The following is a 13,055-nucleotide window of genomic DNA, read 5'->3' on the forward strand; positions in this document are numbered from 1 at the left end:
GAAGATGAATAAGAAATGGTATAAAGACAAAAGTCGTGGTGAACTGGCTGGCGTCATCGCTGGCCTGTATGATTACTTCAATCTATACGAAAACTACGGTTGGAAATTAGAGAACGTTCGATTGGTGGTCATTATATTAGCTATTGTCACCAACCTCCCCTTTCTAACCGCCTATATCATTCTGGCTATACTTTTACCAAACAAGTCTGAACTCAACTAAAGCACGCAAAAGACGACTCCACTCGGAATCGTCTTTTCTTTATGCTTATTGAAAATAGTAAAATGCCACTACCGACCAGGCATTATTGATAAAATGAACTGCTATTGGGTAAATCAGATAATCCGTTTTATAGTAGAGATAAGCCAGTAAAAAACCTGGGCTAGCATAAATAATCCATGAACCCAAATCTGTTGGTCCATGCAGGAAAGCAAAAATCAAACCGGATACTACAATCCCCAAAATCTTGTACTTTTCGAATAACTTTTTGAAAAGATAACCTCTGACAATGATCTCCTCTGAAATAGCAGGCAAACAAGCCATATTGATAAGAGCTAACCAAAATGGAATGTTTTCTAATAACTTTGTCAATTCAAGCTCATTGCTGGTTTCTTCAATCCCCTGAAGTTCCATAATGTAATAGCCAAGGTAGATAAATAGCTGAGCCACTGTGAAAGTTAAGACAACTAAACAAAGACCTTTCCAAGTTAAAAAACTTCCATCCCAGATGGTAATGCCATTCTTTTCAGCCCTCCAATACATAAAGACAAGAATGCCAACGGACAACAAGGCTGCTCCCCACTGAGCTAATTGCGAAGTAGATAGATTTAATATCACATCTGGAAGAACAGCTAGCACCATGAAACCAAAAACTCTTAGTAAAATCCAAAGTTTTTGACCAAGCCAATTCACACCATTACTAAATTTTCCCAAACTAATCTCCTTTTCTACACCAGACAATAGAATACATACTATCTATTATAGGTTATTTACGAGTTTTGTATTATTTGTATAAAACAATTTTACAATAATACAACTTTTTTGTCAATAAGAACCTAAAAAAATACTAGGTATTCCTAGTATTTTCTGAATCGTTGATAGCGTTTTTCGAGTAGCTCATCAAGTGGCAAGGCTTGTAGTTGAGCCAACTGACTGACCAAGTTTTCCTTGATGTCAGCCAAGACTTCCTTGGTCGCTCTGCCATTTTCCAAAATAACTTTATCGACCACTTGGAGCTTCTCCAACTCATAGGAGGTAATCTTCATGAGTTCTGCCGCCTCCATGGCCCGACTGCCGTCTTTCCAGAGGATAGAGGCGAAACCTTCGGGGCTGAGGACGGCGTACATGGAGTTTTCCAGCATCCAGACCTGATCTGCCACCGCTAGAGCCAGAGCTCCACCAGAGCCGCCCTCGCCGATGATAATAGCGATAATAGGCACCTTGAGGTCACTCATCTCCATGAGGTTGCGGGCAATGGCCTCACCCTGTCCACGCTCCTCTGCACCGACACCGGGATAGGCTCCAGCAGTATTGATAAAGGTGACAACGGGACGGCCGAACTTTTCCGCCTGTTTCAGGAGGCGAAGAGCCTTGCGGTAGCCTTCTGGATGGGGCTGACCAAAGTTGCGTTTGAGGTTGTCCTGAAGATTTTTCCCTTTTTGGATACCGATAACTGTCACAGGCTGACCTGCTAGAAAGCCGATGCCACCCACTACAGCTTCGTCATCACGGAAATTCCGATCGCCGTGCAATTCGATAAAGTCATCAAAGAGTTGTGTGGCATAGTCCAAGGTGGTCAGGCGAGTCTGGTCACGTGCCAAACGGATCATACGTGCTACATCACTGGTCATCTAACACCTCCATGCATTCTCAACAAGCGACTGATGGTCGCTGGCAAGTCCTGGCGTTTGACAATAGCGTCAACAAAGCCGTGTTCCTGTAAAAATTCCGCCTTCTGAAAATCGTCAGGCAGATTTTCTCGAACGGTTGACTCAATAACCCGTCGTCCTGCAAAACCAACCAAGGTCTGCGGCTCAGCTAGGATAATATCGCCTTCCATGGCAAAACTAGCTGTCACACCTCCTGTTGTGGGGTCTGTCAAGACCGTCAGGTAAAAGAGGCCAGCGTTGGAATGGCGTTTTACGGCTGCAGAAATCTTGGCCATTTGCATTAGGCTCATAATGCCTTCCTGCATACGAGCACCACCAGATGCGGTAAAGAGGACAACTGGCAAACGTTCTTCAATCGCCAACTCAAAGAGGCGGGTAATTTTCTCACCGACCACCGTGCCCATAGAAGCCATGATAAAGTGCGAATCCATGATGCCAAGGGCAACTGGTTGACCGCCGATTGTCGCCTTGCCTGTCAAAACAGCCTCGTCCAAACCTGTCTTTTGACGGGTGGCTGCCAATTTCTCTAGATAATTGGGAAAGTCCAACGGATTAGTTGTTTCAATCCCTGTAAACAATTCCTCAAACGAAGCGTCATCGACTGTCAAAGCCAGGCGTTCCTGGGCTGTAATCCGAAAATTATAGGAACAGTGTTGACAGGTTTTCTCTAATCCTAAATCATTCTTGTAAAGGATGACCTTACAAGCAGGACATTTGGAAAAGAGTTCATCTGGCACCTCTGGCTTTGCTTGAGGTGCTGACTCTATCCGCGAACGATTGGGATTGATGCGGATATATTTGTCCTTTTTGCGAAACAAAGCCATAGCATTCTCCTAGTTTACTTTTTTAATTCTTCCTGATAGCGAGGTAAAAATTCTTCCATGAGGTAGGCAGTATCATAGTCACCTGCTACCACACGCTTGTCGGAAATCAAGTCCAGCTGGAAGTCTGTATTGGTCACCACTCCGTCAATTTCCAATTCATAGAGGGCTCGCTGCATCTTCATCAGGGCTTCAAAACGATTTTCCCCATGCACGATGACCTTGGCTATCATCGAATCATAGTAGGGCGGAATGGTGTAGCCAGGGTAAACTGCCGAATCCACACGCAAACCAACACCACCGCTTGGCAGGTAGAGATTGGAAATCTTACCTGGACTTGGGGCAAAATTGAAGGCTGGATTTTCAGCATTGATGCGGCATTCAATGGCATGACCAGTAATCTTCACATCTTCTTGGCGGACACTGAGTTCCTGCCCAGCCGCAATCTTGATTTGCTCCTTGACAATATCCACACCGGTTACAAATTCGGTAACAGGATGTTCCACCTGCACCCGTGTGTTCATTTCCATGAAGTAAAATTCGCCCTTGGCTTCGTCCAAGAGGAACTCAATAGTCCCCGCATTTTCATAGCCGACAGACTGGGCTGCCCGCACCGCTGCTTGACCGATCCGATTCCGCATGGTCTGACCAATGGCGATAGACGGAGCTTCTTCCAAAACCTTCTGGTTGTTGCGTTGAAGGGAACAGTCCCGTTCTCCCAGATGGATGACATGGCCGTGTTGATCCGCTAAAATCTGCACCTCGATATGCCGGGCTGGATAGACAACACGCTCCATATACATGGCTCCGTTGCCAAAGGCTGCCTTGGCTTCGCTGGAAGCTGATTCGAAGGCTGGCACTAGGTCTTCGGCTTTTTCCACCTTACGAATTCCCTTACCGCCACCACCTGCCGATGCCTTGAGCATGACAGGGTAGCCAATTTTCTCAGCGATTGCAAGAGCTTCTTGGCTGGTCAAAACTTCGCCGTCTGATCCTGGAATGACAGGGACTTGGGCCTTAATCATCTCTGCCCGTGCATTGATTTTATCGCCCATGGTATCCATGACTGTCCCCGAAGGCCCGATAAATTTGATACCGACCTCTTCACAGAGGGTGGCGAATTTAGAGTTTTCACTCAAAAATCCAAAGCCAGGATGAATGGCCTGGGCACCTGTCACAACAGCCGCCGAGATGACTGCCTGCATATTGAGATAGGAGTCTGTCGAACGAGCTGGTCCGATACAGACAGCCTCATCTGCCAACATGGTGTGGAGGGCTTCCTTGTCAGCCTCTGAATAGACAGCCACCGTCGCAATCCCCAACTCTCTGGCCGCACGAATGATCCGCACCGCAATCTCACCACGATTGGCAATCAAAATCTTCTCAAACATGATGAATCCTATCTCCTTTTTAATATAGAATAATTATTTATCACAAGCTCAGCCCTTAACTAGTTTGCAAAATAACGGACCGATTCATACTCAATGAAAATCAAAATCAGGCTAGCTCCAAAGGTTTGGGAAACCTTTGGAGGTTGGAGATAGAGCGAACGAAGTTCGTTTCTCCAAGAGCAGATATACTCCTGCTACTTTCTTATCTTATGGTAGCAGGCTGTCAAGCTCCACTGGAGCTTGACACTCATCAAATCAAGTCAACAACGGCTGAGTTTGATTTTCGAAGAGTATTATTTCCCAATAGCAAAAGTCAACACCCCATACGCAGCCAATTTTCCGTCCACCTCTGCCTTTGCTTCAACGACTGCGATGGTTCCCCGGCGTTTGACAAATTTAGCTGTCATGATCAACTGGTCACCAGGTACAACTTGCTTCTTAAATTTGACCTTGTCCATGCCGGCATAAAAGACCAGCTTGCCCTTGTTTTCTTCCTTGGACAACTCCAAGACACCTGCGGTTTGTGCCAAGGCCTCCATGATGAGAACGCCTGGCATAACAGGGTAGTCTGGGAAATGCCCGTTGAAGAAGGGCTCGTTAATGGTCACATTTTTAAGGGCGACAATCTCATCTTCTGATACTTCAAGGACACGATCGACCAAGAGCATAGGATAGCGATGAGGAAGAGCCTCTTTAATTTTCAAAATATCAATCATTTGATGCGTACCAATCCTTGTCCAAATTCTACAACATCCTGGTTGGCCACTAAAATCTCTGTGACCACACCATCACGGTCAGCAGGCACTTCGTTCATGACCTTCATGGCTTCGATAATCATGAGGGTCTGCCCTTTTTTGACCGTATCACCAACTGCTACAAAGGCTGACTTGTCAGGAGCTGGTGACAAATAGGCCACACCAACAAGTGGACTTTCCACTACCGCACCCTCTGCCGCAGGGGCTGAGCTGGCTTCTACTGGAGCTGGCTCACTGGTTTCAACTGCTGGCACAGGGGCTGGGCTTGCAGGAGCTACTGGTGCAAGCGGAGCTTCTACGATTGGACTCGGAGCCGCTATCGCCTGCTGGTTTTTACTGAAATGCAAGGTTTCCCCAGCATTGCTATATGAAAATTCTCGCAAACTTGACTGGTCAAATTGACTCATCAGGTCCTTAATTTCTGTAATATTCACTTAGGCCTCCCAACGCTTGAAGGCAATCACCGAGTTGTGACCTCCAAAGCCAAATGTATTTGAAATGGCATGACGGATTTCCATGTCACGGCCTTGACCGTAGATGACATCCGCCTCAATGTAGTCAGACAATTCTGTCGTACCTGCTGTCTTTGGTGCGTAAGAATGACGCATGGCCTCAATAACAGCCGCCGCTTCAACGGCACCCGCTGCACCCAACAAGTGACCAGTGAAGGACTTAGTGGAAGAAACTGGCGTGTTCTTGCCGAAGACGGATACGATAGCTTGACTTTCCCCTTTTTCATTAGCCGGTGTCGAAGTTCCATGGGCATTGATGTAGTCAATATCAGCTGGCTCCAAACCTGCTTCTGAAATGGCCAACTTCATAGCCTTGATAGCACCCAAACCTTCTGGGTGTGGAGAGGTCATGTGGTGGGCATCGCAGGTATTTCCATAGCCGACGATTTCAGCCAAGATGGTTGCCCCACGCGCCTCTGCATGCTCCAAACTTTCCAAGACCAAGACCGCAGCCCCTTCTCCCATGACAAAACCATTGCGGTCCTTGTCAAAAGGAATGGAAGCGCGACTTGGATCCTCAGTTGTCGACATAGCTGTCAAAGCCTGGAAACCACCGATGGCAAAGGGAGTAATCGCCGCTTCTGAACCACCTGCCAACATAACATCTTGGAAACCAAACTTGATTTCACGGAAGGCTTCACCCAAGGCATCATTTGACGAAGCACAGGCTGTGATGACACACTTGCAGACACCATTGGCACCGACCTGCATGGCAATATTTCCAGCCGCCATGTTTGGAAGAGCTTTTGGAAGTGCCATAGGACGAATCCGTTTTGGTCCCTTTTCGTTCATGCGAGCAACCTGCTCCTCGATTTCCAAAATCCCACCGATACCTGTTGACAAGATAACACCGAAACGGTCGCTGTCAACGGCTTCTGTATCCAGACCAGCATTGGTTACTGCCTCTTGAGCCGCATAAAGAGCATAGAGGGAGTAGTTGTCGTAGCGGTTGGTATCTTTCTTAACGAAGTATTTGTCAAATGGAAAATCCTTGATTTCCGCTGCATTATGGACAGTGTATTGGCTAGTGTCAAACTTGGTAATCTTTCCGATACCAATCTTGCCATTGACCAGGCTATCCCAGAATTCTTCTGGTGTATTTCCAATTGGAGATGTCAGACCGTAGCCTGTCACCACTACACGATTTAGTTTTGTCATTTTCAAACCTCTCTTAAAACAACACACAAAACAATATTGAATTCAAAGTGCGGCATTGCAGTCTTTCAGTTTGCTTTTAGTACTACGAACAAAGTTCATTTCAACAAGCCGCAGACAGCTTCAATAGTCCAGTGGACTATTGAAGATTGAAAATCGTACTTACGATAGTAAGTACCGCTCCGTTAGTACGGCAAAGCGAGTTCAAACAATCCAATAGATTGTTTGAAGCTGGAAATCTGGAAACGTAGTTTCCTCGCTCGTCGAAGTAATAAAAGATAAACCTGGAAGACTGGATTACTGCATGGTCAAGCCACCATCAATGGCAATCACTTGTCCAGTTAGGTATTCTTGCTTAGCCAAGAACACAGCTACATCCGCTACTTCTTCCGTCAAGCCAAAGCGTTTCATAGGAATTTGCCCCAACATGGCATCCTTGATTTTATCAGACAGAACATCTGTCATATCGGACTGGATAAAGCCTGGTGCGATAGCATTGACACGAACATTGCGACTAGCGACTTCACGAGCAATGGATTTTGTAAAGCCGATCACACCTGCCTTAGAAGCAGCATAGTTGGCCTGGCCAGCATTCCCTGTCAAACCGACCACACTAGAAAGGTTGATAATAGCCCCTTCACGTGCCTTGGTCATCGGTTTCAAAACAGCCTGGGTCATATTAAAGGTCCCTGTTAGATTGATACTCAAAACGCTCTCGAAATCTTCTTCCGTCATTCGCAAGGCCATACCATCTTTTGTAATTCCTGCATTGTTGACCAAGATATCAACACTTCCAAGATCCTCAACTGCCTCAGCCACCATCCGTTTGGCATCTGCCGAGCTGGAAATATCTCCTGAAATCGCCACCACTTTGACACCGTAGCTTGAAAAGCTATCCAGCAAGTCCTGCCCCAGCTGACCACGACCATTTAGCACCACATTGGCACCAAGGCTAGCAAACTTATGGGCAATGGCCAAGCCAATTCCACGACTTGAACCTGTAACAAACACATTTTTATTGGTAAGTTCCATGATTTCTCCTTATTGGCTAGTCAACAAGCCTTCTAGACTTGCCACATCTTCTACTGTCACCACCTCGGCTGTCTTATCAATTTTCTTGATAAAGCCTGCTAAGACCTTGCCTGGACCGATTTCGATAAACTTGGTCACACCAGCCGCCTGCATGGTTGCAATGGACTCGTAAAAACGGACAGGCTCCATAACCTGACGGGTCAAGAGGGACTTGATGTCCTCTTTTCTCATGACCTTGGCTTCCGTATTGCCAACTAATTCTACTTGGAAGTCTGCAAACTCCACCTCTTCCAGAGCTTGAACCAATTGCTCCGAAGCTGGACGCAAGAGAGCTGTGTGGAAAGGCCCCGACACGTTGAGGGGAATCATGCGTTTGACGCCCGCCGTCTTCAAGGCTTCCACCGCCTCATCCACAGCAACGACCTCACCACCGATAACGATTTGGGCCGGTGTGTTGTAGTTGGCAGGGGAAACAATCCCAGAGGTAACTGATGAACAGACCTCTTCGATCAAGCTGACATCTGCATTGAGGACAGCGACCATCTTACCAGTCCCTACTGGCGCAGCCGTCTCCATAAACTCACCACGCTTAGCAATCAAGGCAATAGCGTCTTCAAAGGCCAAAGCTCCTGAGGCAACCAAGGCTGCGTATTCTCCCAAGGACAAACCAGCCACCATGTCTGGCTCAATTCCTTTTTCAGCCAACAAACGATAAATGGCAAGTGAGGTTGTCAAAATCGCAGGCTGGGTATAGCGGGTCTGGTTGAGCTTGTCTTCCTGATGGTCAATTAAGTCCCGCACATCATAGCCCAGAATTTGACTAGCCTGGTCGTAAGTTTCCTTGACAATGGGATAGGTGTCATAGAGGTCACGGGCCATACCAAGTGTCTGAGCCCCTTGACCTGCAAATAGAAAGGCTGTTTTTGTCATCTTATTCTCCAACAGAAGCCCAGCGACTCGCTTGTTCCTGAATCACCTTAGCAGCTCCAAAATATAAATCTTTCAAAATTTCTTCACAGGTTTCTTCTTTAGTCACCAAGCCAGCAATCTGACCTGCCATAACCGAACCATTGACCACGTCACCATCAACAACGGCATTGCGAAGGGCACCTGCACCTAATTCTTCAATGGATTCTGCAGAAATTTTCCCAGCAAGGAAGTCTTTTTCCGCAGCTGCATAGGCTGTCGAAAGCTTGTTCTTAATCGCACGCACCGAGTGACCTACAACGGATGCCGATACTGTTGTGTCAATATCCTTAGCCTTGAGGACTTTTTCCTTATAGGCAGGGTGGGCGTTGGATTCTTTTGCTACAACAAAACGTGTTCCCACCTGAATAGCTTCTGCTCCCAACATAAAGGCCGCAGCAGCACCAGCACCATCTGCAATACCACCTGCAGCAATCACAGGAATAGATACGGCATCCACAACCTGACGAACCAGGGTCATAGTTGTCAATTTACCGATATGGCCACCTGCTTCCATCCCTTCTGCGATGACGGCATCAACTCCCAATTTTTCCATGCGTTTAGCAAGAGCCACACTCGGTACTACTGGAATCACAATGATACCAGCTGCGTGCAAGCGTTCCATGTATTTTCCAGGGTTCCCAGCTCCCGTTGTCACCACCTTGACACCTTCTTCGATGACCAAGTCAACAATGTCATCCGCAAAAGGCGACAAAAGCATGATATTAACACCGAAAGGTTTGTCTGTGATGGACTTGACTTTATCAATGTTTGCCTTGACAACTTCCTTGGGAGCATTACCTCCACCGATGATACCCAAACCACCAGCATTTGAAACCGCACCAGCCAAGTCACCATCAGCCACCCAAGCCATACCACCTTGGAAAATCGGATAATCAATGTTCAATAATTCTGTAATCTTTGTTTTCATACTTCCCTCAATCTATATTTGCTTAGCTAATCATTTGAACATCAAACAATTAGCTAAACAAGCGAGGGCAAAGCCCTCACTTGAAAATTAGTTTGACGCTTCAATGTTTTGAATATCAAACTACTTATCCAAAGAAAAATGCTCACTAGCACTTTTCTCTTGAAATCTTATTTAGTTTTTTCTTCAACGTAAGCAACCAATTCGCCTACAGTTGTCAATCCTTCTTCTGTGTCGATTTGGATGTCAAACGCATCTTCGATTTCAGAGATAACTTGGAAAAGATCCAATGAATCTGCATCTAAATCTTCAAAAGTTGTTGTAAGGGTTACTTCTTCTGCTTCCTTACCCAATTCTTCAACGATAATTTCTTGTACTTTTTCAAATACTGCCATGATAGTGCTCCTTTTTATATAAAAATATTTTTAATCTTGCCAGAGGCAAGGAATTAACTAAAGTTTAAGTAGTAGCGTTCCCCAAGTCAGACCGCCACCAAATCCTGCCAATACAACCGTTTGGCTACCGTCCAAGCGCAGACTACCTGCCTCCACACATTCTGATAAAAGAATAGGGATACTAGCTGCACTGGTATTGCCATAGTGCATCATATTGGCTGGAAATTTCTCAATGCCAAGACCCAGCTTTCGTGCCATCTTGTCCAAAATCCGACTATTTGCCTGATGAAGCAGGAAGTAATCCACCTCATCACCAGTCAAACCCTGACTGTCTAGTAGCTCTGCGATGGTCTTGGTCACATCGCGAACAGCAAACTCGAAAATCGCTCTGCCATCCATCTGCAAATAGGTCTGATTACTTCCTTCTTTTGAAAAGGGAGAATGCAGGCCCGTCTGACCAGAAGTTAAACTAAGGCCACGACTGCCATCTGTTCGATTGATTTCCGCTAGAAAATGCTGCTCAGGACTAGCTTCCAGCAATACGCCACCAGCACCATCCCCAAACAAGACCGCTGTTCCACGATCTGTCCAGTCAACCGTCTTGGACAAGACCTCTGCTCCAATCACGATTCCCTTTTGGTAGATACCAGAGGAGATCAGTTTGTCGGCGGTGGACAGGGCGAATACGAAGCCCGAACAAGCTGCAACGAGATCATAGGCAAAAGCCTTCTTGGCACCGATTGTAGCCTGAACCCGAGCTGCCGTTGACGGCATAGCTGAATCTGGTGTAATGGTAGCAACGATGATGAAGTCAATGGCTTCAGCAGCTATACCTGACTTGTCTAGCAGGTCTTGGGCAACACGACTGGCTAAATCGCTGGTATTCTCATCGACTGTAATTCGTCGTTGTCGAATACCTGTCCTAGAAACAATCCACTCATCACTGGTATCCATGATTTGGGCTAAATCATCATTGCTCACAATTCGTTCAGGAACATAGTGGGCAACCTGACTGATTTTAGCGAAGGTTCTCATTTCAAATCCTCCAAGAAATTATAGAGTTTGTAGAGCCCTTTTTTCATCACTTGGTATTCTGCCTCATCCATCCCGTCTGTAATCTGCTTGACCATTTCATTATGAAATTTTCGGTGCAAACGATAGACCAGACGACCTTTCTTGGTCAAATAGAGATGAACCACCCGTCTATCTTTAGTGGAACGAATTCGCTCAACATAGCCTTTTCGTTCTAAATTATTTAGACTGGTCGTTACCGTACCAAGTGTGACCATCAAAGTACGAGCTACATCGCTCGGCGTCGCTCCAGCGATTTCACCGATGACGTCAATGGTATGCATTTCCTTAATAGAAATATCATTGAAACGACTACCTCGAAGACTTGTTTCTTCAATCACCAACACATTATTAAATATAGCGGTCAGGTATTCATTGATTTTTGAATCTTCCAAAACAGGCCTCCTTTACTTTGATATTCAAAGTATAAGCCAAAATAATTTGAATGTCAAATATTTTTTCTAAAAAATTAAATTATTTTCCTGTGAATACTGGTCTTCTCCGCTCAGCGTGGGCCCGAACACCTTCTTTAAAATCTTCTTTAAAAGCCAAGCTTTCTTGCAAGTTCAACTCTAAGCGGCGATAGGATTGCCAGTCCTTGAATTGACTTTCCCAGACCAGTTGCTTTATGGCAACATAAGAGTTGATAGATCCACGCGTGAGTTTCTTAAGGACCTGCTGAACCGTTTTTTCCAACTTTTCTGGCTCAACCAGCTTATAAACGATACCGTATTCCAAGGCTTTCTCAGCAGATAAGCCTTCACCAGTCATAGCCAACTGGCTGGCACGATTGGCACCAATAGCACGACTAAGCAGAAAAATTCCACCCGCGTCTGGTGCAAGACCAATACCAACAAAAGCTTGGATAAATTTAGTCTTAGTAGAGGAGATTACAAAATCAGCCGCCACTGCCATATTGGCTGCCGCACCCGCCACCGCACCATCGGTGACCATAATGACAACTTTAGGAAGTTGTTTAAGGGCGAAGGAAATGTCATTAACCAGCTCCGCAATGCGGACCAAGGAAGGAATATCATCCTCATCCACTGCTCGCTTCATCTCTACCAGATCACCACCAACAGAGAATATAGGTCCAGCAGCAGCTATCTGGAGAAAGTGGACTTGGTCATTCTGAGCCGTTTCTTCGATGGCAGCAAGAATTTCTTCACACATAGGGATGTTAAAACCATTAGCCACATGGGGACGATTAAAGGTTAGAACGGCAAGATTTCCTGTTACCTGATAGGAAATTGTTTGGTAGGTCATCTCTTCTCCTTTGAAAATGATTTGATCGTTAAAACATTTGAATATCAAATTTCAAACTCTTGTATCTCATTCTAGCACAGATTTGCAATTTGTCACTATTTTTCCAAAAATATAGTGTGACATCCGAAAAAAAGCTGGCAAAACCAACTTTTTCTATTAAACATCTAAGTCATTCATTGCCTGTCCTAAGCTATCTACTAACCTATCAGCTTGGGACTGGTCGATACCGTAATGCCGATCCCGAATAGCCCAGACAGTCAGATTTGCCGCTTTTGCTGCAGCTATCCCTTTGGAACTGTCTTCAAAGACCAAAATATCCTTTTTATCCACTCCTAAAGCTTGGACTGCTTGTTCATACACTGCTGGATGTGGCTTTGGTGCTTGACAATCCATACCCGAAAAAGTTTGATCAAAGTATGTTGCAATTCCCGCCTCAGACAAGGCACGCTCAATCTCTGCTCCATCTGTATTGGACGCCAATACCAAAGGGAGGCCCTTGTTTTTTAACCGCTCCAGACTATCTCTTACATCTGGAAACAGGCGCTCAGCATAAGGTGTTGGACGTTCTTCCTTATAGAGCCGGTATTCTGCTTCTAAGGCTGGCACATCCCAATTTTCATAATCATCTGCTAAAATTCGCTTCCACATTTGGCTGGCTCTTCCACCAACAAAAATAGATGGTTCCAAGTGCTCTACTGATAAGCCCTTCGTAGCTAGAAAATCAATTCGGCGTTGAAAATAAAACGTTTCCGTATCAAACAGGACACCATCCATATCAAAAATAATTGCTTTTACCATGTCTTTCTCCTATTCCTATCTATTGTAACATAGGCGGAAGTTTTTTTGTTTTCAGAAAATTTTCGAGAGAGCAATTGT

The 13,055-nt window shown here is 45.6% G+C and carries 16 protein-coding genes; 1 reads left to right on the top strand and 15 read right to left on the bottom strand.

The genetic code is table 11. The features are described from left to right. Window positions 1–4: 4 nt before the first annotated feature. Window positions 5–220 (top strand): PspC domain-containing protein, encoded by a 216-nt coding sequence (locus tag PW252_RS09245; protein WP_248049806.1) that lies wholly within the window; start codon window positions 5–7, stop codon window positions 218–220. Between the two features lie 45 nt (window positions 221–265). On the opposite strand, the gene PW252_RS09250 is transcribed toward PW252_RS09245, so the two are convergent. The 15 genes from PW252_RS09250 to PW252_RS09320 all read right to left on the bottom strand — a co-directional run bounded on the left by PW252_RS09250 (window position 266) and on the right by PW252_RS09320 (window position 12,977). Continuing rightward, window positions 266–931 (bottom strand): CPBP family intramembrane glutamic endopeptidase, encoded by a 666-nt coding sequence (locus PW252_RS09250; protein ID WP_248049809.1) that lies wholly within the window; start codon window positions 929–931, stop codon window positions 266–268. A 143-nt stretch (window positions 932–1,074) separates the two neighbouring features. Next, window positions 1,075–1,848, bottom strand: coding sequence for an acetyl-CoA carboxylase carboxyl transferase subunit alpha (locus tag PW252_RS09255; protein ID WP_248049813.1), 774 nt, complete (start codon window positions 1,846–1,848; stop codon window positions 1,075–1,077). Further along, window positions 1,845–2,711: an acetyl-CoA carboxylase, carboxyltransferase subunit beta gene (gene accD / locus PW252_RS09260; protein WP_248049815.1), complete on the bottom strand. Its 867-nt coding sequence runs from the start codon at window positions 2,709–2,711 to the stop codon at window positions 1,845–1,847. The genes PW252_RS09255 and accD overlap by 4 nt, the downstream gene beginning before the upstream one ends. 14 nt (window positions 2,712–2,725) lie before the next feature. Next, the gene (locus tag PW252_RS09265; RefSeq protein WP_248049818.1) at window positions 2,726–4,099 is read right to left on the bottom strand and encodes an acetyl-CoA carboxylase biotin carboxylase subunit; all 1,374 of its coding nucleotides are present in this window, start codon (window positions 4,097–4,099) and stop codon (window positions 2,726–2,728) included. A gap of 293 nt (window positions 4,100–4,392) precedes the next feature. Next, window positions 4,393–4,815, bottom strand: coding sequence for a 3-hydroxyacyl-ACP dehydratase FabZ (fabZ, locus tag PW252_RS09270; RefSeq protein WP_248049821.1), 423 nt, complete (start codon window positions 4,813–4,815; stop codon window positions 4,393–4,395). After that, on the bottom strand, window positions 4,812–5,288 hold the full coding sequence (gene accB, locus PW252_RS09275; RefSeq protein WP_248049824.1) for an acetyl-CoA carboxylase biotin carboxyl carrier protein: 477 nt from the start codon (window positions 5,286–5,288) through the stop codon (window positions 4,812–4,814). Before accB ends, fabZ begins: the two co-directional genes overlap by 4 nt. Next, window positions 5,289–6,524 carry a beta-ketoacyl-ACP synthase II gene (fabF, locus tag PW252_RS09280; RefSeq protein WP_248049826.1) on the bottom strand — a complete coding sequence of 412 codons (1,236 nt, stop codon included), beginning with the start codon at window positions 6,522–6,524 and terminating at the stop codon, window positions 5,289–5,291. A 294-nt stretch (window positions 6,525–6,818) separates the two neighbouring features. Further along, entirely contained in the window at window positions 6,819–7,553 is a 735-nt protein-coding gene (gene fabG / locus PW252_RS09285; protein WP_248049828.1) for a 3-oxoacyl-[acyl-carrier-protein] reductase, read from the bottom strand. A 9-nt stretch (window positions 7,554–7,562) separates the two neighbouring features. Beyond that, the gene (fabD, locus tag PW252_RS09290; protein ID WP_248049830.1) at window positions 7,563–8,483 is read right to left on the bottom strand and encodes an ACP S-malonyltransferase; all 921 of its coding nucleotides are present in this window, start codon (window positions 8,481–8,483) and stop codon (window positions 7,563–7,565) included. A gap of 1 nt (window position 8,484) precedes the next feature. Then, entirely contained in the window at window positions 8,485–9,450 is a 966-nt protein-coding gene (fabK, locus tag PW252_RS09295; protein ID WP_248049831.1) for an enoyl-[acyl-carrier-protein] reductase FabK, read from the bottom strand. A 167-nt stretch (window positions 9,451–9,617) separates the two neighbouring features. Next, window positions 9,618–9,842, bottom strand: a complete 225-nt coding sequence (locus PW252_RS09300) for an acyl carrier protein (RefSeq protein ID WP_105148826.1) — start codon at window positions 9,840–9,842, stop codon at window positions 9,618–9,620. Between the two features lie 57 nt (window positions 9,843–9,899). Continuing rightward, window positions 9,900–10,877 (bottom strand): beta-ketoacyl-ACP synthase III, encoded by a 978-nt coding sequence (locus PW252_RS09305; RefSeq protein WP_248049832.1) that lies wholly within the window; start codon window positions 10,875–10,877, stop codon window positions 9,900–9,902. Beyond that, complete coding sequence (gene fabT, locus PW252_RS09310; protein ID WP_172091922.1) at window positions 10,874–11,308, bottom strand: fatty acid biosynthesis transcriptional regulator FabT; 435 nt, start codon at window positions 11,306–11,308, stop codon at window positions 10,874–10,876. Before fabT ends, PW252_RS09305 begins: the two co-directional genes overlap by 4 nt. A 79-nt stretch (window positions 11,309–11,387) precedes the next feature. Then, window positions 11,388–12,179, bottom strand: a complete 792-nt coding sequence (locus PW252_RS09315; RefSeq protein WP_248049833.1) for an enoyl-CoA hydratase — start codon at window positions 12,177–12,179, stop codon at window positions 11,388–11,390. Between the two features lie 156 nt (window positions 12,180–12,335). Continuing rightward, window positions 12,336–12,977: an HAD family hydrolase gene (locus tag PW252_RS09320; protein WP_248049834.1), complete on the bottom strand. Its 642-nt coding sequence runs from the start codon at window positions 12,975–12,977 to the stop codon at window positions 12,336–12,338. Between the last annotated feature and the right edge of the window lie 78 nt (window positions 12,978–13,055).

It is taken from the genome of Streptococcus sp. 29887 (assembly GCF_032595075.1).
In the GTDB taxonomy this organism is placed as follows: domain Bacteria; phylum Bacillota; class Bacilli; order Lactobacillales; family Streptococcaceae; genus Streptococcus; species Streptococcus iners.